A 22,830-nucleotide genomic window follows, 5' to 3' on the forward strand; every position below is an offset into this window, starting at 1 on the left:
GCCCGAGTACGACCGGATACTCCCGCCGTCAGATGCCACACGGCCCACCGAACGCGACCGTGGATCCCATGAAGCAGCTCAGCCGGCCCGCGCGCCGGGCCCACCTCGTCGTCCATGTCGCGGTCTCCGTCGGGTGGCTCGGGCTCACACTCGGCCTGCTCACGCTCAGCGTCACCGGGTACGCCTCGGAATCACCGGACACCACCGTGGCCGCCTACCGCGCCATGAAGATCTTCAGTGACTGGCTGCTCATACCGGTGGCACTGCTGACGCTGGTCAGCGGGCTCATCCTCTCGTTGGGCACGCCATGGGGCCTGGCCCGCCATCGCTGGATCGTCGTCAAGTTCTGGCTGACGCTGGCGACCGTACTGCTGACGGCCTTTTCCCTGCGCCCGGGGATCGACCAGCTGGCCGCCGATGCCGTGGCCGGCGCACCGGACACCGGGCTGAGCATGGTGGCCGCCCCCTCCGTCGCCACGGCCACGTACTTCTTCGCCACCGCGATCTCCGTACTCAAGCCATGGGGCCCCACCAAACGCGGCGGCCGACTGCGCGCCGTGCAGTCGGCCCAGGTCCGCGAGCGGGCACGTAAGCGCCCGAGTGGCGCCGTCAGTTGAGACCGGCCGCCTCGATGGCGGTACGGGCGATGCGGTCGTCCTGCTCGGGGGCGCCGCCGCCGACGCCGATGGCCCCGATCAGCCGCCCGTCCCGGTGGACCGGTACGCCACCCGCGATGAACAGCAGCGGGCGGTCGAGCGCGGTGGGCAGGGTGTGGAAGAGGCCGTCGGGCCGTACGGCGTCGACGAGGTCGGCGGTCGGCGCGTCCAGTTGCAGGGCGGTGTACGCCTTGCGGGTGCTGGTCTCGCCCGAGATCAGCACAGCGGTGTCGTCGCGCCGGAAGCCGAGCAGGTGACCGCCCGCGTCCAGAACGGTGACGCTGCCGTGCACACCGAGGTCGGCGGCGGCGCGGCGGGCGGCGTCGATGAGGACGTCCGCGTCGTGGGTGGTGAGCGGGCGGACAGAGGGGATGGTGCTCATGAGCGGTGCTCCTAGTGAACGAATGGTGCTTGTTCGTGGTTCCGAGCGGCGGCCAGGGGCGTAGCTCGGGAGTCTCAGTGGGTGCAGAGGGGCGGGTGGGCTGGTCGGCCGGGAAATCGGGGGCGGCCTCGTGTGCGGCTTCCGGGACCGGGCTCAGCCGCGCACCACCGCCGCAGCCGCCTCTGCTGCGCTGCCCGCGCCGCTGCCGACTCCCGAAGCCACGACCCGGCCGCTACGGGCACTCCGGCCGTCCGAACCGCCCCGGCCGCCCCTCCGCTCCAGTGCCCCGGCGACGACCGCGACGCCCAGCGCCAGGACGGTCATTCCCACGCCGACCCAGTTGGGCGCGGTCAGCCCGAGCCCGGCCGCGATGACGATCCCGCCCAGCCAGGCGGCCAGCGCGTTGCCGAAGTTGAAGGCCGCGATGTTGCCGACCGAGGCCAGCGTGGGCGCGGCCGAGGCCTGGTCCATGATCCGCTTTTGCAGCGGCGGTACGGTCGCGAAACCGAAGGCGCCGATGAGGGCGATGGTGACGGTCGCGAGGGCCTTGTGGTGCGCGACAAGGCTAAACGCGGCCAGCGAGAGCGCGAGCCCGACCAGGGACACGTACAGCATCGGCATCATGTAGCGGTCGGTGAACCGCCCCGAGATCAGGTTGCCGGCCACCATGCCCAGGCCGAAGACGGCCGTGAGCCAGATGACGGACGATGCGGCGAAGCCGGTGACCTCGGTCATCATCGAGGCGAGGTAGGTGACGGCCGCGAAGACGCCGCCGAAGCCGAGGACGGTCATCAGCATCGCGAGCCCGACCTGCGGGTTGCGGAAGGCCGCGATCTCCTGGCCCATCGGCGCGGCTGCCCGTACGCGCTGCGCGGGCACCAGCTTGGCGACGCCGAGCAGGCCGAGCACGCCCAGCAGGGCGATGGCGACGAAGGTGGCGCGCCAGTTGATCTGCTGGGCGAGCAGGGTGCCGGTCGGTACGCCGACGACATTGGCGACGGTCAGGCCGGCGAACATCATCGAGATGGCGCCGGCCCGCTTGTGCGGGGCGACGAGGTCTGCGGCCACCAGTGAACCGATGCCGAAGAACGCGCCGTGGGCGAAGGACGAAACGATCCGCCCGGCGAGCATCACCGGGAAGGCCGGCGCCACGGCGGTGAGCAGGTTGCCCACCACGAACAGCCCCATCAGCAGCATCAGCATCTGCTTCCGGGTCATACGGGTGCCGAGGACGGTCATCAGCGGGGCGCCGACGACGACGCCGAGCGCGTAGAGCGTGGTCGCGTACCCGGCCAGCGGGATGGAGACGCCGAAGCCGGCGGCCACGTCGGGCAGCAGCCCCATCACCGCGAACTCGGTCATCCCGATCCCGAAGGCGCCGATGGTGAGCGCCAGGAGGGCGAGAGGCATGACGGATCCCTTCGAACAATTGCAGCCAGCTTTAACAAGCGTCGACAATAATTGCAGACGCTGGTTACTTGCAAGCGCGGGTTATCTCGCTGGTGTCCTATCCTGGGTCGTACGACCTGTAAGGAGGTCCTCGATGACGCAGCAGACCCGGCAGGCGCCGAAGCAGGACCGGCAGCAGAAGCAGCAGGCGGCGCGGCGCGGCGGACAGGACGGCCAGAAGCGGACGACGGCCGAGCACGCGGACGCGGTCACGCCGGCCCGGGGCTGTCCGACCGGCTCCGCTACCGCCCCCACCCTCGCCCAGGGCTGGTGCGCCCTCTCCGCCCTGCACGGCCGTATCGAGTCGCACATCGAGCGCGCGCTGCAGGCCCGGCACGACCTCAGCGTCCGGGAATTCTCCGTACTGAACGTGCTCAACGAGCAGCACGACGGGCCGGGCGGCCACCTGCGCATGCACCAGGTCGCGGACTCCGTCGTCCTCAGCCAGAGCGCCACGACCCGCCTGGTCACCCGGCTGGAAGAGCGCCGCCTGCTCTCCCGCTACCTGTGCCCCGACGACCGGCGCGGCATCTACACCAACGTCACCGACGAGGGCCGACAGCTGCTCGAAGAGGCCCGGCCGACCCACGACGCGGCCCTGCGCGAAGCCCTCCAGGACGCCGCGAAACGTCCCGAACTGGCCCCCCTGGTGACGGCGGTGGAAACCCTCGCTCCGCCCGCCTGAGCGGGAGTCGTAGGGTCCCGCCATGAGCGAAATCGAGATCCGCCGGGCGAGCGAGGACGACCTGCCCGCCATCGTCGCGATGCTGGCCGACGACCCGCTGGGCGCCGCCCGCGAGAGCCCGGACGACCTGGCCCCGTACATCGCGGCGTACGAGCAGCTGGCCGCCGACCCCAACCAGCACCTGGTCGTCGCCGTCCGCGCCGACCGGCCGGTGGGAACACTCCAGCTCACGGTCATTCCGGGGCTGTCCCGGCGCGGCAGCAGCCGTTCGATCATCGAGGCGGTACGCGTCCACTCCGACGAGCGCGGCAACGGGCTCGGCACTCGCCTGATCGAGTGGGCGGTCGACGAGTCGCGCACGCTCGGCTGCCGGCTGGTACAGCTCACCTCCGACGCGACGCGCATCGACGCCCACCGCTTCTACGAGCGCCTCGGCTTCGAGGCCTCTCACCTGGGCTTCAAGCTCCAGCTCTGACCTGGAGCCTTACCCCGCGCGCCCCCTGCCGCCGGTGGGCGGGTGGCGCGCTCAAGGCCCGGCGAGTACGAGTGCCGGGCCCGCACCCGCCGTGCGCTGTCAGCCGCTCTCACCACTTCCGTCACGCGTACGCGCGCGGGCCCTGGCCCGGTGCGCCTTCTGTCGGCACGCACCACCGCAGTACCTGGCAGGTCGTCCCGTACGAGCCGGGGAAACCGGCCCACCGCATCCCTCGCACAGCGTTTCGTTACGCTCCGCCGCCTGTCTGGGCAGTTTCGTCACGCCCTTGTGAGCACGCAACCCATCGCACATCAAGGCCGTCACCCGGCCCTGTGCCCCCGACGCACCACGCCGCCGTTCCATCGACAGACACCCGACCAGTAGCGCCCGGACATCGTCGAGACCGACGTCTTTCCTTACGCCACCGGCCTCTTGGGCACGCACGAGCAAGACCCCCAGCGCTTCACCGAAGTCCCGCTCGGCCTGCGGCGAAGGCTCGTAAGCACCCTCTCCGGCAGCCTCCAACGCGTCACACAGCGCCTTGTTGCTCGACGCGAGCCGTACCACCGACGCGAGGAACCGGAAGAAGACACCCACCGGGTCCTCGACATCCACCAAGTCCCGTGCCGTGTCCGTGAACAACTGCACCCGGTCGGCGACCGTCGCCCTGAACAGCGCGTCTTTTGAAGGGAAATGGCGGTAGACGGTACCTGCGCCCACACCCGCCCGCCGCGCGATCTCCCCGAGCGGCACCCCCAACCCCTGTTCCTCGAACGCCGATCGGGCCGCCTGCAGGACCAGCGCCCTGTTACGCCGCGCGTCCGCCCGCGCAGGCACGGCCTCCTCGCTCGCCGCCACTGAGCCTCCTCGGAACCAGCGATCTCCGGGTCGAGCGTTCCGTACGTTCAACCGGGTTGTTCGTTCCGATTCTAAGGTCGTCTCAATCCATGATCCACAAGGAGCTGGCGTCGTGGCGTACGGAGCATGGGGGCGGGACGAAACTGCGGTCAGCGCGGTGACCGGTTCAGTGGCTGGTGCTGAGGCTGGCGCGTGGCCTGCCATGTGCCGGCGGACGACTGACCGAACCTGCTGCGTCCGCAGACACTCCAAGGCCCTCAGAGAGTGCTCAACGTCCAGACTGCCCCCGGCTCCCCCGGACTGCCATGGGAGTGCGGCCGACTGGTGGATACCCGTTACGGCCGCACCGGCACGGGACGCGGCACAGCCCACCTGCCCGCAACTACTCGTCTGGTGGCTCGCCGCGGCCGCTCAACTTGGCTCAGCCGTACGGCCATTGGGCACTGGGCGGTCCCTGCTGCGCTGTTTCACGTGAAACAGCGCAGGCAAGCACCTACGAAAAAGGGGCGTCGTTTCACGTGAAACGACGCCCCTGAAGCGCTTTCGCGCGCTCAGTCTCCCAGCCGCTCGCCGGGAACCTCAGCCTGAGCCTCAGCCCGCCATGACTTCGTCCCATGCCGCGGCGGCTGCCGCGGCCGCCCCGTCACCGTCCACCGTCACGCCGAGCACGCGCAGGCCTGCCGCCAGCGCCGCGAGGGACGCCAGCACCACACCCCGGTCCGCAGCCCGGCCGTAGTGGTTGACGCGGATCATTTCCTTGGCGAGCGCACCCGCGGCGGCCTGCACGGGGACTGCGACCGGCCCCTCCGCCGCATCGAGCGCAGCGGAGACGATCTCGCGGGCGTCCATGTCGGAAGGTGCACGCAGCGTCGTGGCCGCCGGGGCCGCGTCCTCGTCCCGCAGGACGTACGGGGAGAGCGCACCGAGCGCCCGCACACCGGCCCGTACCGCCGCGGCAGCCGCCCGGTGCCGGGTGATGACCGCATCGAGCCCTTCCGCGTCGACACGGTCCACGGCCTGCTCCAGAGCCAGCATCTCCAGCTGAGCCGGTGCGTGCGGCAGGGCGGTACGGCCCCCGTCGATCCAGCGCTCCTTCCAGTCCAGGAGCGACAGGTAGGAGCGGCGAGGTGCCTGCTCATTGGCGGCGATGCGCTCCCAGGCACGGGCGCTGACGGAAACGGCGGACACGCCGGCCGGGCCCGCCAGCGCCTTCTGCCCGCCGATCACACACAGGTCCACTCCCCACTCATCGGTGAGCAGCGGTTCGGCGCCCACCGAGGCGACCGCGTCCAGCATCAGCAACGCGCCGTGCTCATGTACGACGGCCCCGATCTCGGCGACGGGGTTGGTGTTGCCGGTCGCCGCCTCGGCGTGCACCAGGCTCACGAAGTCGATGGCCGGGTGTTCGCGCAGCGCCTCGGCCACCTGCTCCGGGTGTACAGCACCCGTGAACGGCGCGCTGATCGTGATGACCTCGGCACCGCAGGACCGCAGCCAGCCGCCGAAGGTCTCGCCGTACGGGCCGGTCACGATGTTGAGCGCGGTGCTGCCGGGACCCACGGCGGAGCAGATGCACGCCTCCAGCGGGAGCAGTGCCTCGCCCTGCGTGGCCACCACATCGGCCCGGGTCCGCATGAGTGCCGCGACCTTGTCCTCGATCCGCGCGAAGTGTCCGGCGGTGAGCGGCGGCAGGTCGAGCAGGTTCGGGGCGTCGGAGGTCGTGTTCACGGCGGTCGCGTCAGTCACGGTGGCCTTCCAGCGGTAGCGGGCCGCGGTGCGGCGGCTCCTGATATCTGGCTCGACTGTACGTCCGGAGTGGTCACCCTTGCCGTACGGGCTTGATCCACGCCCGTATGGCCCCACCCCCTCGTACAGACTCGGTTCGCTCCTCACCGGCCCCGCTCCTCAGCGGCCCCGCTCCTCGCTCCCGTCGGGCCCGCCCCGCCGTCACGGCGCTCACCAGGGCCGGGCCCGACGGAGCTGTCAGCGTCCGCGCCAGCCCTCGGCGTCGACCCCGCCCGGTACCGGACCGGCAGGCGCGTACGGGCCCCGGGTGAAGACGAAGGTGCCCAGGTCCAGGTGGCTCACCGAGCCGTCATCCTCGTCCCGGACAACGCGCAGCGTCTCGCCCGCGAAGTAACCGTCCAACCCGGTCCAGGTGCCGTCGGACTCCGCACGGAACCGCGAGGCGCGGCCACCCGGCCCCGACATCAGTGAGATCTCCAGGCCCCGGTCGGCCCGCAGCCGCAGCACGTACGGGTGCGCACCCCAGTACCAGGGTCCGGTGAGCGCCAGCAGGCCTTCGTCCAGCGGCCCGGCCAGTGGCCGCCACGCCTCCGGGATCCGCGGCTCCCGGTCCGCGACGATTCCGGCCAGGTCGGCCGCGATGGCGCTGACCGCGGGCCCCGACGTGCAGTTCGTCAGAGCGATACCGGCGACGGCCTCCGCCGCGTCGATCCACAGGGCGGACTGGAAGCCGGGCATGGAGCCGGAGTGGCCGAACAGCAGGCGCCCGTTGCGACGGGCGAGCTGGATGCCGAGCCCGAAGCCGGCATCCCACTCCGCGCCCTCGGGCGGTACGGCCGGCGTCCGCATCTCCGCCAGGGTCGCGGCGCCGAGCACCCGGTCGTCCCCGTGGGTCAGGAATACCGCCCACCGTCCCAGGTCCTCCACCGTGGACCACAGCTGTCCGGCCGGGCCCATCAGCCCGGTGTCCTCGGCGGGCTCCGGCAGCAGCACGTCGGCCCACGGGTGCACCGCCCAGCCATCGGCGTGCGGCGCCTCCGCCAGAAGCGACGTACGGGTCATGCCCAGCGGCTCGAGCACCTCACAGCGCAGAACCTCGTCCCAGGCCTGCCCGCCCCGCTTCTGCTCGACCAGCGAGCCCAGCAGGGCGTAAGCCGGATTGGAGTAGTGGAACCGCCGACCGGCGGGCAGCCGGCGGGGGTTCTCCCCGAAGAGGTCACCGGACGTCTGCCGCAGCGAGCCGGGCGTCCGTTCCCACCACGGCCCTCGGGCTTCCGCTGCCAGCCCGGAGCTGTGCGAGAGCAGTTGGGCGATCGTCACGTCGGGGCCCGGGCTGTCCGACAGGTGATCGCCGAGCCGGTCCTCCAGCGTCAGCAGCCCCTCGTCGCGCAGCCGCATCACCAGCACCGCGACGAACGTCTTGGTGATCGACCCGATCCGGTACTGCACGTCCACACCGCCGATGCCGTCGGAGGCGGAACTGTCGCGAGCCCCCGTCCAGGCCACCTGCCCGCCCCGTACGACCGCTCCCGTCATCGACGGCGCGCGCCCCTCCGCCTGCCCGACGGCCAGGCGCCGGAACAGCGCCCGCCGTGTATCCGGCAACAGCGCCCCGAACTGCTCCGCACCACTCTCTCCGGAACCGCTCACCGCTTCGGACGACGCCAACCCCTGGGCCACGTCGGACAACTCCGCACTCATGGCACTCCTCGACAGCTCAACAACGATCACGGGCAATGGACGAGCCCATCCCATCACCCACTCCTCCAGAACCGCCCCGGAATCCCGAACCCGACGTCGGCCGTCCACGCGCGCCGACACCGAACACGGGCGGGGCCGCTCACCACCCGGCTCCGCACCCGAGCGGGGCCGCTCACCACCTGGACTCAGCAGAGCCCGCTCTCGTGAACAACGCCCCCAAGCACTACCGTCAACGACATGGCGGGCCCGGCCAGCACCGAACCGGGCCGGACGGGGGCACGGAGAATGCGGATCGGAGAACTTGCCGAGCGGGCCGGGACCACCACCCGAACCCTGCGGTACTACGAGGCGCGCGGCCTGTTGCACGCCGAACGTACGACGAACGGGCACCGCACCTACGACGAATCCGACCTGCGGCTTCTCCAGCAGATCCGCATGCTGCAGCGATTCGGCTTCGAGCTGGAGGAGACCCGGCCCTTCGTGGAGTGCCTGCGTGCCGGCCACCCGGCCGGTGATTCCTGTCCCGCTTCACTCCAGGTGTACCGCCGCAAGCTCGCCGAGCTGGACACCTGCATCGACCAGCTGCAGGACGTGCGGGACCAGGTACGCAGCCAGCTGGTCCGCGCCGAACAGGCACTCGACGAGTTGGCCAACGCCTCCGCCCAGCCCGGTGGCCCCCAACCACGGTGCGCGCTGACCTCGCCCGAAGGATGACCCCGCCGTACCGGCTCCGGCCTCGACTCCAAGCAGGCCCGAGACCCGGCGCGCCCCACGCCACTCACCCGTCACCCGTCACCCGTCACACCTCACCCAGCAATCGGATCCTTGCTGCCCTCCGCCAACACCGCTATGGCCGTACCCAGAGCCGCCTGATCCTCCACCGGTAGCCACCGCGCCGCATGCACCATGTGCAGTGCCGAGCGGAGCCGTGCCCGATCCTCCGCGGTCCCCAGGTCGCCCAGATATGCGGGCAGGACCATCCCCAGTGCTTTCAGGTCGTTCCGTGCACACAGCCTGGCCAGCAGGCCGGGCAGCACGTCGGTCGGCGACTCGCTCACCGATTCCGCCTGCTGCCGGCACCCGGGCGTGTCACCGGTCGTCGACGAGGCGGCCGTCTCCCGCAGCCCCTCCGCGATCGCGAACCGGTTCCACATCCCGTAGTCCCCTTCGGAAACGTCCCGCACCCGCTCGGCAGCCCGCACGAAGTACGCATGTGCCGTCGCGGTCTCACCCAGCTCGCGATGCGCGCGCCCCATGTTCGCGTACAGGGAGGCGTAGAAGCCGCGTACGCGCTCGTCACCCACCCGGTCGGCCCGGTCCAAGCACTCCTGGTTCCATCGCAGCGTGTCCTGGGGCGTGGTCTGGTGCCGGGCCACATAGTGGGCAGCGACGCATGCCTCGTAGTCGTCAGCCGCGTCCTCCCAGGCCTGCATGAACAGCCGTCGCGCTTCCTCGCCCTCACCGCGCGCTTCCGCGCCCATACCCCGCACGCACAGCCGCACCACGTGATTCTCCGGGTCCACGGTTTCTCTCCTCAGTCCTCACTCGGTTTCACGTGAAACAAGCTCCCGCACCGGCATCACCAAGGTGGTGAAGCTGCCTTGATCAGCGGATCGCACGACAACCGGTGCCGTGCCGGAAGCGAGTTCCAGCAGCACATCGGGGCCCACGCCCGCATCCAGTGCGGGTACGAGCACCGCCGGGTCAAAAGCCACCCGCAGCGACGGGCCCGTGCACACGGCGCTCACCGTGACCGGACTGCCACCACCTCCGCTGATGACCGCCTCCTGCGCTCCGGACCGCGCGGTGAGCACGGCGCCCTTCTCCCGCTCGGCAAACGCCTCGCGCAACACCGCCCGGCCCACGATGACCCGATGTCGTACGTCGTCCAGGCCACCCAGCACGAGTCGGTAGTCGGGGTACTCCGCTGTCCGCCCCACGAACGCACGCCGCTCCCCGCCGTCCCCGACCAGGCACCCGCCATCGCCGTACACCTCGACATCGACGTACTGCTGACGCAACGCCCAGGTCGCCAGGCCCGCCAGCTCCGCGATGTCGACGAGCACACGGCACGGGCCTCCGCCCGCCGTCCTGGTCCGCAGTACGCGGACCGCGAGCCGGTACCGATCGGTGGCGACCAGCCGCACTTCCCCGTCACCGAGTTCGATCAACACGCACCCCAGGACGGGGAACTCATTCCGCGTCTCGTCGCCCGCCACCGCGGGCCCCACCTGCCGTACCGCACTGGCCAGCTCCGCGCCTCCGACAACGGCCCGCCCCATGGGCTGCTCCGGCGCTTCCATCGGAAGTTCCCGGAGCAGCCCCTCCACCAGCACCCGCGCGGCATCCGCCGTCCGTCGCGTCCGCTCCAGGTGCGCGCGGAGCACCGTACGGGCTTCCGCTTCACCGCCGTCGAGCACGACCCTGACATCCACCAGCGGCAGTCCCGCCTCACGCAGCCGGCGCAGCAGCACGCCCCGGCCTTTCTGCCCGGCTCCGTAAAACCGGTATCCGCTCGCCGGATCAACCCTGATGGGCCGCAGGACACCGCAGTCGTCGTAGAAACGCAGTGCGCTGGGAGCCATCCCCACCCACCGCGCGAACGCCCCGATGCTCAGCAGCTCCTCGCTCTCGCCCATGCACGCGATTGTCGGGCTTCAAGCAACTCGAAGGTCAAAGCCACCGACGGGACAGCGCGCCTCGATCACCTACCGGGATACCCGCCGAGCCAGCTCCGGACTCGGTCACGCAGCAGCCCGTACTCATCCCAGCGCGGAGCCGGCCGGCCTGTGGGGCGTTGTACGGCCCTGCTTCCGGTCACCACCTGCCCAAGCCGGAACTGCTCCCCGATGCCGTACAGCCCTCGGCCCACCACCTCACGCTCCACCCAGGCGGCGATCTCGTCAGCAGTACGTCCCAAAGGAACAGCCCCGAAGCCCAAGAAGCGCGTCGGCTGAGCAGCCAGTGCCGCATCCAGCTCCCGCCACGCCTTGGCGTACCCATCGTCCCCACCCGCCCCGGACCCGTCGGTGGAGCTTCCGGCCAACGCCCGGCCCAGAACGCTCATTTCATGGCGGAGGGACACCAGGTCCGTCGCCCGTTCGGGATGTGGCCGGGTGGGGAAGAGGACCGTACGGTCCACCCCCGCGTCGTCCAACGCGGACAGGTGGATGTCGAGCGGGTCGTAGACGTGGCTGTGGCCGTCGATGATCACGCAAGTGCCTTCCGGTGGTACGAGCCGCCCACGGAATGCGGGCAGGCGGGGCCAGTGTTGATCCCTGACACGGTTGGAAGGTCAAGCGAGGGGGACGGGGCGTGCTGATCGGAGAGCTGGCCGAGCGGTCCGGAACCAGCGAACGGCTCCTGCGCTACTACGAGCGAACGGGGCTGCTGCACCCCGAGCGGCTGCCCAACGGCTACCGGACCTACGCCGAACCCGACGTCATCGCCGTACGACGCATCCGAGCCCTCCTCGACGCCGGGCTCACCACCCGCATCATCCGCCAGGTGCTGCCCTGCACGACCGGCACCGCCGCCGTTCACCCCTGCCCAGGCGTGCTCGACTCCCTCCACAACCAACTACGCGTTCTCGACCAGCAAGTCATCGACCTCGCTGCCGCGCGACAGGCTCTGCGCGAGACCATCGACAAGGCAACGGCGCAACAGGAACCGGTGCCTGCGAACGGCGAACCGTCAGCGCCACTCAGGAAGGGCGGGAGCGCGACTTCCTAGTCCCGCACAGTCTCAGCAGCCACCCGTGCCGCCCATTCGCCCTGGGTCACGGCCCGTTCCATGCGGCGGGCGATGCCCGTCTTGGACGCCGCGTCCAACGTCTCCGGCAGTTTGTCGAAGGTGCCGGGCAGGATGTCGAGCAGAGAAAAGATTTCTTCCCCGGTCCTGACGGCCAGCAGCAGTTCACACCTCCACTGCGGCGATACCTCGGGGCGGTGACTGAGGTCGTGCACGAGTACAGGCCACAGGTAGTGCGTCCCTTCCGGGGCGATGTGCTCCTGGAGCCAGGTAACGGGAAGCCGCTGGCTGAAGTCACATACGGCGGCTTCCTGTTCCAGCTCGATGAGTTGGTCGGTGCCGACGGCTCGAATGGTGCGCGGAAGAGTCCGGGTCATGCCGTGATGATGCCAGGGCGCGGTTGAAGGGCCGGTGGCGAGCCCCGACTTCTCACTCCGGTTCCCCTTCACCCGCCGCATCCGAAAGCAACGGGAAGAGCCGGGTGATGAGCGCTACCGGCCGGGCACCGTCAGGCCGGGCCAGAGGACGCTGCTCGCGGTCCTGATACGGGGCGAGCGTCCGCCGCACGGCATCGGCGACCCGGCTCATCTCCTCGGGCGTCAGGTAGGCGACAGCGCTGAAGGCTTCGTCGTGACGCCATTCAGCCGGAGCTCGGTCACGTTGAGCGACCCATCGCTGCCAGCTCTCGTCCTCCAGGCCGCGCGCCAAGTTCCCGAACTGCTCCTCTTCGGGCGTACCCGGGGTGGAGTCATGCCGCGTCAGGCGCCAGGGGCGTGCGCGGCCCCCGCGGTGCGGAGCTTCCTCGATGAGGCCGTGACGTGCGAGTTGCCGAAGGTGAAACGAGCAGAGCCCGGAACTGTAGCCCAGCCGTGCGGCGGCGTCCGTCGCCGTTACCGTGCCGACTTCCGCCAGCAGGTCGAGCAGGGCCCTACGGACCTCGTGCTCGGGCAACGCGGCGCCGACGTCCCGCGCCCTGACAGGGCGGGCAGTGAGGTCATCGTCAGTCACTTTGCAAAGTCTGCTACTTTGCAAAGCTCCTCGCAAGTGCTCCTTGCTCGGGAACCTCGGCCGCGGTGTCGTCCGCGGTACCTATGACGTGCGCAAAAGGGGAGACAACGATGCCTGTTCGTCATGATCGGTCCCAAGCCGCAGACCGGCGAACCCGTGTACAGGGTCGGCCCGTCGACGCCTATCCCGCTCTTTCTCCGGAGGCGGAGCGGGGCACGGTGCGTCGGATCACGGAGATCGGTGAGGAAGTCCTCAGCCGTCCGTGCCAGGAAGTGACCGACTTCGGCACCGCCGGGTTGTCCACGCTCATCGACGACATGTTCCTGACGATGCATGTGGCCGACGGCGCCGGCTTGGCTGCCAATCAGGTCGGCGTCGACCTAAGGCTGTTCGTGTACGACTGCCCGGACGACGACGGAATACGGCACGTCGGCCACCTCATCAACCCGGTCCTCGACCTGCCCGGCCCCGGCAGCCGCCAACTCATCGACGCCTTCGAAGGCTGCCTGTCCGTACCCGGTGCCACCATGACGGTCCCCCGTACGGACCGTGCCGTCGTCCGCGGCCTCGACAAGGACGGCAACCCCCTCACCGTCGAAGGCACGGGTTACTTCGCGCGATGCCTGCAGCACGAGACCGATCATCTTCTCGGCCACACGTACCTCGACCGACTGTCCAAGCGGGACCGCAAGGAAGCGCTGCGGCAGATGGCAGACCGTCGCGAGGAAGTCTGCACGCGCCGCGTGCGGAAGGCCGCCCGACTGGGCCGGTGAGGCTTTGACGGAGGCAGGCTGTAGGTTCCGCTTCCCGGTGCTCCTCCGTACGCGGAAGTCGCGTCACCGCAGATGCTGGTCGACCAAGCGCTCGAAGGCGCGGGCCGCCGCGCTCAAGGTGCGGTGACCGGCTGACTTTCCCGCACTCCAGGCTGCTCGGCCTCGGCACCACCCCCAGGGCCCTGCCCGAACTGGTCGAAGGTGACCACGTGGGGCGGTCCTGGTCGAGCTGGCAGGTCCCGCTCCTCGGAAGCGTCGGCCTGCCGGACAGAGAGTCTCAACTCCGCGTCGGATCCGAGTCCGCTCCGACGTCGCACCTGAGAATCGGACACGAGATCCGAGGACCTACGAGGCGTCCCTCAGGTCTGCGCCATATCCACAAACCGCGAGTAGTGACCCTGGAACGCCACGGTGATGGTCGCCGTCGGGCCGTTACGGTGCTTGGCCACGATCAGGTCGGCCTCGCCGGCGCGGGGGGACTCCTTCTCGTAGGCATCCTCGCGGTGGAGGAGGATGACCATGTCCGCGTCCTGCTCGATGGAACCGGACTCACGCAGGTCCGAAACCATCGGCTTCTTGTCCGTACGCTGTTCGGGGCCACGGTTGAGCTGCGAGAGCGCGATGACCGGGAGTTCCAGTTCCTTGGCCAGCAGCTTGAGGTTACGGGACATGTCCGAAACCTCCTGCTGGCGGCTCTCGGCACGCTTGGAGCCGCCGGACTGCATCAGCTGGAGGTAGTCGATGACCACCAGCTTGAGTTCGTTGCGCTGCTTGAGTCGGCGGCACTTGGCGCGGATCTCCATCATCGACAGGTTCGGCGAGTCGTCGATGTAGAGCGGCGCGGCCGACACGTCCGGCATCCGGCGGGCCAGCCGGGTCCAGTCCTCGTCCGTCATGGAGCCGGACCGCATATGGTGCAGGGCCACCCGTGCCTCGGCGGACAGCAGACGCATCGCGATCTCGTTGCGTCCCATTTCGAGCGAGAAGATCACACTCGGCAGATTGCTTTTGATCGAACACGCTCGGGCGAAGTCGAGCGCCAGGGTGGACTTACCCATCGCGGGTCGCGCCGCGATGACGATCATCTGGCCGGGGTGCAGACCGTTGGTCAGGGAATCCAGGTCGGTGAATCCGGTCGGCACGCCGGTCATCTGGCCCTGGCGGGAGCCGATCGCCTCGATCTCGTCGAGCGCGCCCTCCATGATGTCGCCGAGCGGCAGGTAGTCCTCGCTGGTGCGCTGCTCGGTGACGGCGTAGATCTCCGCCTGGGCGCTGTTGACGATCTCGTCCACATCGCCGTCGGCCGCGTATCCCATCTGCGTGATCCGCGTGCCGGCCTCGACGAGCCGCCGCAGGACCGCCCGTTCGTGGACGATCTCGGCGTAGTACTCGGCGTTCGCCGCCGTCGGTACGGACTGGACGAGGGTGTGCAGGTACGACGCGCCGCCGACCCGCCCGATCTCGCCGCGCTTGGTCAGCTCGGCCGCGATCGTGATGGGGTCGGCCGGTTCACCCTTCGCATACAGGTCGAGGATCGCCTGGTAGATCACCTCGTGGGCCGGACGGTAGAAGTCGTGCCCCTTGAGGACCTCGACGACGTCGGCGATGGCGTCCTTCGACAGCAGCATGCCGCCGAGCACGGACTGCTCGGCATCCAGGTCCTGCGGCGGTACGCGCTCGAAGCCGCCGGGGGCCCAGCCGCCCTCCTCATCGCCGCGCTCGCGCCGGTCGTCCCGGCCACGCCCCTTGCCCTCGCCTCGGCGGGAGCGCGCGGCGGGCAGCCGGTCGCTGGGGCCGGCATCCGCCCAGGGGTCCTCCACGGGCTCGGGCATGCTCACCCCGGCACCTCCTCCCGTCCGCAGCGCGGACCTTGCTGTGCTCTTCTTTCTTACGGCACAGCTCTGACAAAGCGAGAGGCCCGGCTCCGGTTACGGCGCGTCGAGTACGGGTGGGTTCTCGGACCGGAACAGGGGCCAGGCGCCGGACTACGGTAGGCCCGACGACACCGTCCGCCAATCTGGTTATCCACAGGCCATGTGGACGATGGACCCGATCCTGTGGAGAAGTGCGCCGATCCTGTGCACGGCACGGGGGACACCGCTGTGGACAAACACACAATCAGCTGGCCACAGGCGCGCTGACCTGCACTTTCGTCATCCATAGGCTGTGGGGGAGAAAAACTTGGGGAACCTGTTCATGATCGACCCAAACGCCACGGAGCAGAACGCTCCGCCCGGCGCGGAGTAAGGATCGCTAAGCAGTTGTGTCACTTACCTGTGGAAGATTAGATTGGCAGCATGACACAGGCCCCCGCGACGCCGCGGCGCACCGACCGCCGCCACGACCGCGAGATCATCTCGCTCGCTCTGCCCGCCTTCGGCGCGCTCGTCGCGGAGCCCCTCTTCGTCATGGTCGACAGCGCCGTCATCGGCCACCTCGGCACCCGGCAGCTCGCCGGGCTCGGCGTCGCCGCCCCGCTGCTGACCACCGCGGTCTCCGTCTTCGTCTTCCTCGCGTACGCCACCACCGCCGCCGTCGCCCGGCGGGTCGGCGCCGGTGACCGCTCCGCCGCCATCCGGCAGGGCGTGGACGGCATCTGGCTCGCGCTCCTGCTGGGCGCGGCCGTTCTGGCGGCCGTCCTGCCCACCGCGCCCTGGCTCGTCGACGTCTTCGGCGCCTCCGCCACCGCCGCTCCGTACGCCATCACCTACCTGCGCATCAGCGCCCTCGGCATCCCGGCGATGCTCATGGTGCTGGCGTCCACCGGTGTCCTGCGCGGCCTCCAGGACACCAGGACCCCGCTGTACGTCGCCGTCGGCGGCTTTTCCGTCAACGCCGCCCTGAACATCGCGCTCGTCTACGGCGCCGGGCTCGGCATCGCCGGCTCCGCCTGGGGCACCGTCATCGCCCAGTGCGGTATGGCCGCCGTCTATCTGTTCGTCGTGGTACGAGGTGCGCGACGGCACGGTGCCTCGCTCCGGCCGGACGCCGCCGGGATCCGCGCCAGTGCCCAGGCCGGAGTGCCGCTGCTGGTACGTACGCTCTCGCTGCGCGCCGTCCTGATGATCGCGACCGCCGTCGCCGCACGTCTCGGCGACGCCGAGGTGGCCGCCCACCAGATCGTCATCACCCTCTGGCAGCTGCTGGCCTTCGCCCTGGACGCCATCGCCATCGCCGGCCAGGCCATCATCGGCCGCTATCTGGGAGCCGACGACGTGGCAGGGGCCAAGGCGGCCTGCCGTCGCATGGTGCAGTGGGGCATCGCCTCCGGCGTGGTGCTCGGCCTGCTCGTGGTGCTCGCCCGGCCCCTGTTCATGCCGCTGTTCACCACCGACCCCACCGTGAAGGACGTGCTGCTGCCCACGCTCCTGGTCGTCGCCGTCACCCAGCCGGTCTCCGGGATCGTCTTCGTTCTCGACGGGGTTCTCATGGGCGCGGGCGACGGCCCGTACCTCGCCTGGGCGATGCTGGTGACGCTGGCCCTCTTCGCCCCGGCCGCACTGCTGGTGCCGGTCGCCGGTGGCGGCCTGACCGCCCTGTGGTGGGCCATGGCCCTGATGATGACCGTGCGGATGCTGACATTGTGGACACGCACCCGGTCGGGCCGATGGATTGTGACCGGAGCCTCGCGTTGAAGACACCCCAAGTCAACCGGCCATGTCGATAATGACCGTGTGCGCCCGCTTGCCAGGAAGATCGTTCTGCCCCTGACGCTGACCGTCATCGGGGCCGGCGTCATAGTGGGCTACGCCTCGCACGAAGCCGACACCAGCAGCCGCGGCGGCGGCACCATCAGGAGCGGATTCGGCAAATCGGGGGAGGCGGACAAGGACCCCCAGGACCAGGACCCGTCCGCCACGGCACCCGCCGACGACGGCAGCGCGTACACCCCGCGCAGCACCGAGCAGAACGCCCGGGTGGGTGCCATCTTCGAGAAGGACGACTCCGGCGATCACTTCTGCACCGCCAGTGTCGTGCAGAGCCCCGGCCGGAACATGCTCATCACCGCGGCGCACTGTGCCTTCGACGCCGAGACCGGCCGACCCGTGGCGGACCTGGTCTTCGCACCCGACTACCGCGACGGCAAAGAACCGACCGGTCTGTGGAAGGTCAGGAAGGTCGTCGTCGACGACCGCTGGGCCAAGTCCCAGGACGAGGACATGGACGTCGCCTTCCTCGTGCTCGACAGCAAGGACGGCAAGCAGATCCAGGACGTGCTGGGTGGCAACACCCTCGGCATCGATCCCGGCTTCGACAACGATGTGAAGATCACCGGCTATCCCACCAGCAGCGAGACACCGATCTCCTGCCACAACCGCACGACGAAGTTCAGCGACACACAGATGCGCGTCCAGTGCACCGACTTCGCGGGCGGTACCAGCGGCAGCCCCTGGCTCGCCGACTACGACCCCAAGAGCCATACGGGCACGGTGATCGGCGTTCTGGGCGGCCACGAAGGTGGCGGCGACGAGGACGACGTGTCCTACGCCGCGTACTTCGGTGACGAGGTCGCCGACCTCTACAAGCGGGCGCAGGACGAGGCCGAGGGCTGACGAGCACGCTGACGAGCACACGAAAGGGCCGCACCCCGTTTCCGGAGTGCGGCCCTTTCGGTGTGGTGCTACGACCGCTGCGATCAGGCGGCGACGACCTCGACGCCCAGCTTCGCGACGACGTCGGTGTGCAGACGCACGGACACCTGGTGCGAGCCCAGGGTCTTGATCGGCGAGCCGAGCTCGACGCGGCGCTTGTCCACGTCGGGGCCACCGGCAGCCTTGATCGCCGAGGCGACGTCGGCCGGCGTGACCGAGCCGAACAGACGGCCGGCGTCGCCGGCGCGCACGGCCAGCTTCACCTTGACGTCCTCGAGCTGGCCCTTGATCTCGTTGGCCTGCTCGATCGTGGCGATCTCGCGGATCTTACGACCGCGGCGGATCTGCGCGACGTCCTTCTCGCCACCCTTGGTCCAGCGGATCGCGAAACCACGCGGGACCAGGTAGTTACGGGCGTACCCGTCACGGACGTCGACGACGTCACCGGCGGTGCCGAGGCCGGAGACCTCGTGGGTGAGGATGATCTTCATGAGTCGGTCACCCTTCCCTTATCGCGCGGTGGAGGTGTAGGGCAGCAGCGCCATCTCACGGCTGTTCTTCACGGCCGTGGCGACGTCACGCTGGTGCTGGGTGCAGTTGCCGGTCACCCGGCGGGCACGGATCTTGCCGCGGTCGGAGATGAACTTCCGCAGCAGGTTCGTGTCCTTGTAGTCGACGTAGGAGATCTTCTCCTTGCAGAACACGCAAACCTTCTTCTTAGGCTTGCGAGCAGGCGGCTTCGCCATTGTCTCTCTCCAGTGAGTTCAAGAAGTTTGTGCTGTCGCCCTCAGGCCCCCGGCCGTTTCACGCTGTTTCACGTGAAACAGCGTGCGTACGGACCGGTCGTCGGACCTAGAAGGGCGGCTCGTCCGAGTAGCCGCCGCCGGAGCCACCGCCCCAGCCGCCGCCGCCACCCTGCTGGCCGCCGCCTGCAGGGGCACCGGTCGCCCACGGGTCGTCGGCGGGAGCACCGCCGCCCTGGCCGCCGCCGGGGCCGCCGCCCCAGCCGCCGCCACCCTGGCCACCGCCCTGCGGGCCGCCGCCGAAGCCGCCGCCCTGGCCACCGCGGCCCGAGGTCTTGGTGACCTTGGCCGTGGCATTGCGCAAGCTGGCGCCGACCTCGTCGACGTCGAGCTCGTAGACCGTGCGCTTGACGCCCTCGCGGTCCTCGTACGACCGCTGCTTCAGGCGGCCCTGCACGATCACGCGGGTACCCCGCGTGAGGGACTCGGCGACGTTCTCCGCCGCCTGACGCCACACCGAGCAGGTCAGGAACAGGCTCTCGCCGTCCTTCCACTCGTTGGTCTGGCGGTCGAAGGTGCGGGGGGTGGATGCGACGCGGAACTTCGCAACCGCCGCACCGGACGGGGTGAAGCGCAGCTCGGGGTCGTCGACAAGATTGCCGACGACCGTGATGACGGTCTCGCCTGCCATTAGGGGAACCTCTCGGCGGGTGTGCTGCTGGCTGCTGGTGTGGCTACTCGAACCCGGTCACCGCTGACGCTGATGCGTTCAGTGGGTCTCGGGACGGAGGACCTTGGTCCGGAGGACCGACTCGTTCAGGTTCATCTGACGGTCGAGTTCCTTGACGACCGCAGGCTCGGCCTGCAGGTCGATGACCGAGTAGATGCCCTCGGGCTTCTTGTTGATCTCGTACGAGAGACGACGACGGCCCCAGGTGTCGACCTTCTCGACCTTTCCGTTGCCCTCGCGGACGACGGAGAGGAAGTTCTCGATCAGCGGGGAGACAGCGCGCTCCTCGAGATCGGGGTCGAGGATGACCATCACCTCGTAGTGACGCATGTTGAACCCACCTCCTTTGGACTCAGCGGCCACGGTCGTTCCGTGGCAGGAGGGTCATGATGCGTTCCGCACCCGGCCGGGCCAGGAGACCTGGGCAGACATGGGCGCAGACTGTACAGAGTACCCGCCGCCGGGCCTCCGGTTGAAATCCGGAGGCTGATCCCCCCAATCTGGAACACAACGGGTGTGAGCGGCGTTACAGTTCGCCGCCCTGTCATCGGAGGTGTCGCATGGCACAGGCAGTCCGGCCGCAGCATGGCCTCCTCTCTCTTCTGAACAGCGACGGCAAGACCCATCCGGTCGAGAACACCTTGGTCGCCGTGACGCTGGTCTTCGGCTTGGTCGCCTTCTTCACCGCCCACTTTCACCACCTTCACCTGCTGAGTTCCTGGACGGGGCTCATCGGCATCGGCACCGGGGCGTGGGGTCAGTTCATCTCCGCGACGACCGGCGAGCGCTTCCTGCTGATCATCGGGCTCGGTGCCGCGGCGGTCGGCTTCTTCCTCGGTATGGCTCACGGCGGCCTCTTCGGCGGGCTTCTCGGCTAGCCGGGCCCGGGTGGGCGCCGGGGCTCCACCCCCCTTCGCCCAAACGGGGCGCTCCCCTGTCGCAGTAGGCTTCGGCGCGAGAGCCGGAGCCCCGACCCTGGGGACAAACCTGCCGAGGAGCGCCCCGCATGAGCCTGACCCTGAGGACCATCAGCCGAGAGCAGCATCTGGCGTACATCCAGAGCCTGCCTTCGGCCAGCCACATGCAGGTCCCGGCATGGGCCGATGTGAAGTCCGAATGGCGCTCGGAGAACCTGGGCTGGTTCGACAAGACCGGTCAGCTGGTCGGCGCGGGCCTGGTCCTCTACCGTCAGCTGCCCAAGATCAAGCGGTACCTCGCGTATCTGCCCGAGGGCCCGGTGATCAACTGGTTCTCCCCGAATCTGGAGGACTGGCTGAAGCCGATGCTGGCGCATCTGAAGCAGCAGGGCGCCTTCTCGGTGAAGATGGGCCCGCCGGTGATCATTCGGCGCTGGGATGCCGCCGCGATCAAGTCCGGGATCCAGGACCCGGACGTCAAGCGGCTGCGCGACATCGAGGCCACCCACATCGAGCCGCGCGCCTTCGAGGTGTCCGACAAGCTGCGCCGGATGGGCTGGCAGCAGGGCGAGGACGGCGGGGCCGGCTTCGGTGACGTACAGCCCCGTTACGTCTTCCAGGTGCCGCTGGCGAACCGCTCGCTGGAGGACGTCCACAAGGCCTTCAACCAGCTGTGGCGCCGCAACATCAAGAAGGCCGAGAAGGCCGGCGTCGAGGTCGTCCAGGGGCGCTACGAGGACCTGCCCGAGTGGCAGCGGCTGTACGAGATCACCGCGGAGCGCGACCGCTTCCGCCCGCGGCCGCTCGGCTACTTCCAGCGCATGTGGTCGGCCCTCAACACCGAGGACCCCAACCGCATGCGGCTGTACTTCGCACGGCACAACGGTGTGAACCTCTCCGCCGCGACGATGCTGGTCGTCGGCGGCCACGTCTGGTACTCCTACGGTGCCTCGGACAACATCGGCCGTGAGGTCCGCCCCTCGAACGCCATGCAGTGGCGGATGCTGCGCGACGCCTACGCGCTGGGCGCCACCGTCTACGACCTGCGCGGCATCAGCGACTCGCTCGACGAGAACGACCACCTCTTCGGCCTCATCCAGTTCAAGGTGGGCACGGGCGGGCAGGCAGCCGAGTACCTCGGCGAGTGGGACTTCCCGCTCAACAAGCTCCTGCACAAGGCGCTCGACATCTACATGTCCCGCCGCTGACCTCTCCACCTCTCTGTTTCGACCGCAACGCAGCTACGAGAAAGGTTCCGGGCCCGGCCATGGCGCTCACCCTCTACGTCGACACCGCGCGCTGGCGGGCACACCAGCAGAACGTCCAGCAGCAGTTCCCAGGGCTCGTCCCGGTCTGCAAAGGCAACGGCTACGGCTTCGGGCACGAACGTCTCGCCGAGGAGGCGGCCCTCCTCGGCACCGACATCCTCGCCGTCGGGACGACCTACGAGGCGGCCCGCATGAAGGACTTCTTCAGCGGCGACCTGCTCGTGCTGACACCGTTCCGGCACGGTGAGGAGCCGGTTCCGCTGCCGGACCGTGCCATCCGGTCGGTCTCCTCGGTCGAGGGCGTGGGCGGCCTGGTGGGCGCCCGGGTCGTCATCGAGGTCATGAGCAGCATGAAGCGCCACGGCGTCCTGCCGGAGGACCTGCCGAAGCTGGCCGCAGCCATAGAGGACGTACGGCTGGAGGGCTTCGCCATCCACCTGCCGCTGGACCGTACCGACGGCTCCGACGCGGTGGAGGAGGTCATCGGGTGGATGGACCGGCTGCGGGCCAACCGCCTGCCGCTGCACACCATGTTCGTCAGCCACCTCAAGGCCGATGAGCTGACCCGTCTCCAGCAGCAGTTCCCGCAGACACGGTTCCGCGCGCGGATCGGCACGCGCCTGTGGCTCGGTGACCACGAGGCGACCGAGTACCGCGGCTCGGTCCTGGACGTCACCCGGGTCGGCAAGGGCGACCGCTTCGGCTACCGCCAGCAGAAGGCCGCCTCGGACGGCTACCTGGTCGTGGTGGCAGGCGGTACGTCGCAGGGTGTGGGCCTGGAGTCGCCCAAGGCGCTGCACGGTGTGATGCCCCGCGCCAAGGGCGTGGCCCGCGCGGGCCTGGCGACCGTCAACCGCAACCTCTCGCCGTACGTGTGGGCGGGCAAGCAGCGGTGGTTCGCCGAGCCCCCGCACATGCAGGTCTCCATCCTCTTCGTGCCGGGGGACGCCCCCGAGCCGCAGGTGGGCGAGGAGCTGGTGGCGCATCTGCGGCACACCACGACGCAGTACGACCGCCTCGTGGACCGCTGAGCCGCCCTCCACGAAGACATCGGGCCCGGTATCGCAGACCTGCTCTGCGGCACCGGGCCCGTTCGG

General features: G+C 69.6%; 26 protein-coding genes. 11 read left to right on the plus strand and 15 right to left on the minus strand.

Going from position 1 to position 22,830, the window contains the following annotated elements; translation table 11 throughout:
- Positions 1-68: 68 nt before the first annotated feature.
- Positions 69-617 carry a hypothetical protein gene (locus IH45_RS0111320; RefSeq protein WP_032917201.1) on the plus strand — a complete coding sequence of 183 codons (549 nt, stop codon included), beginning with the start codon at positions 69-71 and terminating at the stop codon, positions 615-617.
- On the opposite strand, the gene IH45_RS0111325 is transcribed toward IH45_RS0111320, so the two are convergent.
- Both IH45_RS0111325 and IH45_RS0111330 read right to left on the minus strand, forming a co-directional pair.
- A complete protein-coding gene (locus IH45_RS0111325; RefSeq protein WP_030665460.1) occupies positions 610-1,038 on the minus strand; it encodes a GlcG/HbpS family heme-binding protein in 429 nt (142 codons plus the stop codon). The two genes, IH45_RS0111320 and IH45_RS0111325, sit on opposite strands and share 8 nt — an antisense overlap.
- 153 nt (positions 1,039-1,191) lie before the next feature.
- Positions 1,192-2,448: an MFS transporter gene (locus IH45_RS0111330; RefSeq protein ID WP_030665462.1), complete on the minus strand. Its 1,257-nt coding sequence runs from the start codon at positions 2,446-2,448 to the stop codon at positions 1,192-1,194.
- A 325-nt stretch (positions 2,449-2,773) separates the two neighbouring features.
- Between IH45_RS0111330 and IH45_RS0111335 the strand changes: the two genes are divergently transcribed.
- Together IH45_RS0111335 and IH45_RS0111340 are read left to right on the plus strand one after the other, a co-directional pair.
- Positions 2,774-3,172, plus strand: a complete 399-nt coding sequence (locus IH45_RS0111335) for a MarR family winged helix-turn-helix transcriptional regulator (RefSeq protein ID WP_050514737.1) — start codon at positions 2,774-2,776, stop codon at positions 3,170-3,172.
- A 22-nt stretch (positions 3,173-3,194) separates the two neighbouring features.
- Entirely contained in the window at positions 3,195-3,647 is a 453-nt protein-coding gene (locus tag IH45_RS0111340; protein WP_030665467.1) for a GNAT family N-acetyltransferase, read from the plus strand.
- A gap of 99 nt (positions 3,648-3,746) precedes the next feature.
- Here IH45_RS0111340 and IH45_RS0111345 read toward each other — a convergent pair whose 3' ends face one another.
- The 3 genes from IH45_RS0111345 to IH45_RS0111355 all read right to left on the minus strand — a co-directional run bounded on the left by IH45_RS0111345 (position 3,747) and on the right by IH45_RS0111355 (position 7,856).
- Positions 3,747-4,505, minus strand: coding sequence for a TetR/AcrR family transcriptional regulator (locus tag IH45_RS0111345; protein ID WP_030665470.1), 759 nt, complete (start codon positions 4,503-4,505; stop codon positions 3,747-3,749).
- 591 nt (positions 4,506-5,096) lie between these two features.
- Positions 5,097-6,251, minus strand: a complete 1,155-nt coding sequence (locus IH45_RS0111350; RefSeq protein ID WP_030665472.1) for a pyridoxal-phosphate-dependent aminotransferase family protein — start codon at positions 6,249-6,251, stop codon at positions 5,097-5,099.
- 237 nt (positions 6,252-6,488) lie between these two features.
- Positions 6,489-7,856, minus strand: a complete 1,368-nt coding sequence (locus tag IH45_RS0111355; protein WP_030665475.1) for a serine hydrolase domain-containing protein — start codon at positions 7,854-7,856, stop codon at positions 6,489-6,491.
- 381 nt (positions 7,857-8,237) lie between these two features.
- Between IH45_RS0111355 and IH45_RS0111360 the strand changes: the two genes are divergently transcribed.
- Positions 8,238-8,666 carry a MerR family transcriptional regulator gene (locus IH45_RS0111360; protein ID WP_030665477.1) on the plus strand — a complete coding sequence of 143 codons (429 nt, stop codon included), beginning with the start codon at positions 8,238-8,240 and terminating at the stop codon, positions 8,664-8,666.
- Positions 8,667-8,758: 92 nt separating this feature from the next.
- Here the strand turns inward: IH45_RS0111360 and IH45_RS0111365 are convergent, their stop codons facing one another.
- From IH45_RS0111365 to IH45_RS0111375, 3 genes are all read right to left on the minus strand, one after another.
- The gene (locus tag IH45_RS0111365) at positions 8,759-9,475 is read right to left on the minus strand and encodes a hypothetical protein (RefSeq protein ID WP_030665480.1); all 717 of its coding nucleotides are present in this window, start codon (positions 9,473-9,475) and stop codon (positions 8,759-8,761) included.
- Between the two features lie 18 nt (positions 9,476-9,493).
- On the minus strand, positions 9,494-10,591 hold the full coding sequence (locus IH45_RS0111370) for a DNA polymerase III subunit beta family protein (protein WP_030665483.1): 1,098 nt from the start codon (positions 10,589-10,591) through the stop codon (positions 9,494-9,496).
- A gap of 65 nt (positions 10,592-10,656) precedes the next feature.
- Entirely contained in the window at positions 10,657-11,166 is a 510-nt protein-coding gene (locus IH45_RS0111375) for an amidohydrolase family protein (protein WP_234440504.1), read from the minus strand.
- A 101-nt stretch (positions 11,167-11,267) separates the two neighbouring features.
- Here IH45_RS0111375 and IH45_RS0111380 point away from each other — a divergent pair, with 101 nt between their 5' ends.
- A complete protein-coding gene (locus IH45_RS0111380; protein ID WP_032917202.1) occupies positions 11,268-11,684 on the plus strand; it encodes a MerR family transcriptional regulator in 417 nt (138 codons plus the stop codon).
- Here the strand turns inward: IH45_RS0111380 and IH45_RS0111385 are convergent.
- Both IH45_RS0111385 and IH45_RS0111390 read right to left on the minus strand, forming a co-directional pair.
- Entirely contained in the window at positions 11,681-12,079 is a 399-nt protein-coding gene (locus IH45_RS0111385) for a hypothetical protein (RefSeq protein ID WP_030665489.1), read from the minus strand. The genes IH45_RS0111380 and IH45_RS0111385 overlap by 4 nt on opposite strands.
- A gap of 52 nt (positions 12,080-12,131) precedes the next feature.
- A complete protein-coding gene (locus IH45_RS0111390) occupies positions 12,132-12,710 on the minus strand; it encodes a helix-turn-helix domain-containing protein (RefSeq protein ID WP_030665491.1) in 579 nt (192 codons plus the stop codon).
- Positions 12,711-12,820: 110 nt separating this feature from the next.
- Here IH45_RS0111390 and def point away from each other — a divergent pair, with 110 nt between their 5' ends.
- Positions 12,821-13,483, plus strand: a complete 663-nt coding sequence (gene def, locus IH45_RS0111395) for a peptide deformylase (protein ID WP_030665493.1) — start codon at positions 12,821-12,823, stop codon at positions 13,481-13,483.
- A gap of 359 nt (positions 13,484-13,842) precedes the next feature.
- Here the strand turns inward: def and dnaB are convergent, their stop codons facing one another.
- Positions 13,843-15,315: a replicative DNA helicase gene (gene dnaB / locus IH45_RS0111400; protein ID WP_030665495.1), complete on the minus strand. Its 1,473-nt coding sequence runs from the start codon at positions 15,313-15,315 to the stop codon at positions 13,843-13,845.
- Between the two features lie 465 nt (positions 15,316-15,780).
- Between dnaB and IH45_RS0111405 the strand changes: the two genes are divergently transcribed.
- Positions 15,781-17,118: an MATE family efflux transporter gene (locus IH45_RS0111405; RefSeq protein ID WP_030665498.1), complete on the plus strand. Its 1,338-nt coding sequence runs from the start codon at positions 15,781-15,783 to the stop codon at positions 17,116-17,118.
- A 39-nt stretch (positions 17,119-17,157) separates the two neighbouring features.
- Positions 17,158-18,036 carry a trypsin-like serine peptidase gene (locus IH45_RS0111410; RefSeq protein WP_030665500.1) on the plus strand — a complete coding sequence of 293 codons (879 nt, stop codon included), beginning with the start codon at positions 17,158-17,160 and terminating at the stop codon, positions 18,034-18,036.
- Between the two features lie 83 nt (positions 18,037-18,119).
- Here IH45_RS0111410 and rplI read toward each other — a convergent pair whose 3' ends face one another.
- The 4 genes from rplI to rpsF all read right to left on the minus strand — a co-directional run bounded on the left by rplI (position 18,120) and on the right by rpsF (position 19,878).
- Positions 18,120-18,566: a 50S ribosomal protein L9 gene (gene rplI / locus IH45_RS0111415; protein WP_030665502.1), complete on the minus strand. Its 447-nt coding sequence runs from the start codon at positions 18,564-18,566 to the stop codon at positions 18,120-18,122.
- 18 nt (positions 18,567-18,584) lie between these two features.
- Entirely contained in the window at positions 18,585-18,821 is a 237-nt protein-coding gene (gene rpsR, locus IH45_RS0111420) for a 30S ribosomal protein S18 (RefSeq protein ID WP_003978893.1), read from the minus strand.
- Positions 18,822-18,927: 106 nt separating this feature from the next.
- Positions 18,928-19,509 carry a single-stranded DNA-binding protein gene (locus IH45_RS0111425; RefSeq protein WP_030665504.1) on the minus strand — a complete coding sequence of 194 codons (582 nt, stop codon included), beginning with the start codon at positions 19,507-19,509 and terminating at the stop codon, positions 18,928-18,930.
- A gap of 78 nt (positions 19,510-19,587) precedes the next feature.
- Complete coding sequence (gene rpsF, locus IH45_RS0111430) at positions 19,588-19,878, minus strand: 30S ribosomal protein S6 (protein ID WP_003978891.1); 291 nt, start codon at positions 19,876-19,878, stop codon at positions 19,588-19,590.
- Between the two features lie 230 nt (positions 19,879-20,108).
- On the opposite strand from rpsF, the gene IH45_RS0111435 reads away from it, so the two are divergent.
- The 3 genes from IH45_RS0111435 to IH45_RS0111445 all read left to right on the plus strand — a co-directional run bounded on the left by IH45_RS0111435 (position 20,109) and on the right by IH45_RS0111445 (position 22,764).
- Positions 20,109-20,426, plus strand: coding sequence for a hypothetical protein (locus IH45_RS0111435; protein WP_030665506.1), 318 nt, complete (start codon positions 20,109-20,111; stop codon positions 20,424-20,426).
- A gap of 128 nt (positions 20,427-20,554) precedes the next feature.
- The gene (locus tag IH45_RS0111440) at positions 20,555-21,673 is read left to right on the plus strand and encodes a lipid II:glycine glycyltransferase FemX (RefSeq protein WP_030665508.1); all 1,119 of its coding nucleotides are present in this window, start codon (positions 20,555-20,557) and stop codon (positions 21,671-21,673) included.
- A 59-nt stretch (positions 21,674-21,732) separates the two neighbouring features.
- On the plus strand, positions 21,733-22,764 hold the full coding sequence (locus IH45_RS0111445) for an alanine racemase (protein WP_030665511.1): 1,032 nt from the start codon (positions 21,733-21,735) through the stop codon (positions 22,762-22,764).
- The last annotated feature ends 66 nt before the right edge of the window (positions 22,765-22,830 follow it).

This window comes from Streptomyces rimosus subsp. rimosus (assembly GCF_000720725.1).
Taxonomy (GTDB): Bacteria; Actinomycetota; Actinomycetes; order Streptomycetales; family Streptomycetaceae; genus Streptomyces; species Streptomyces rimosus_A.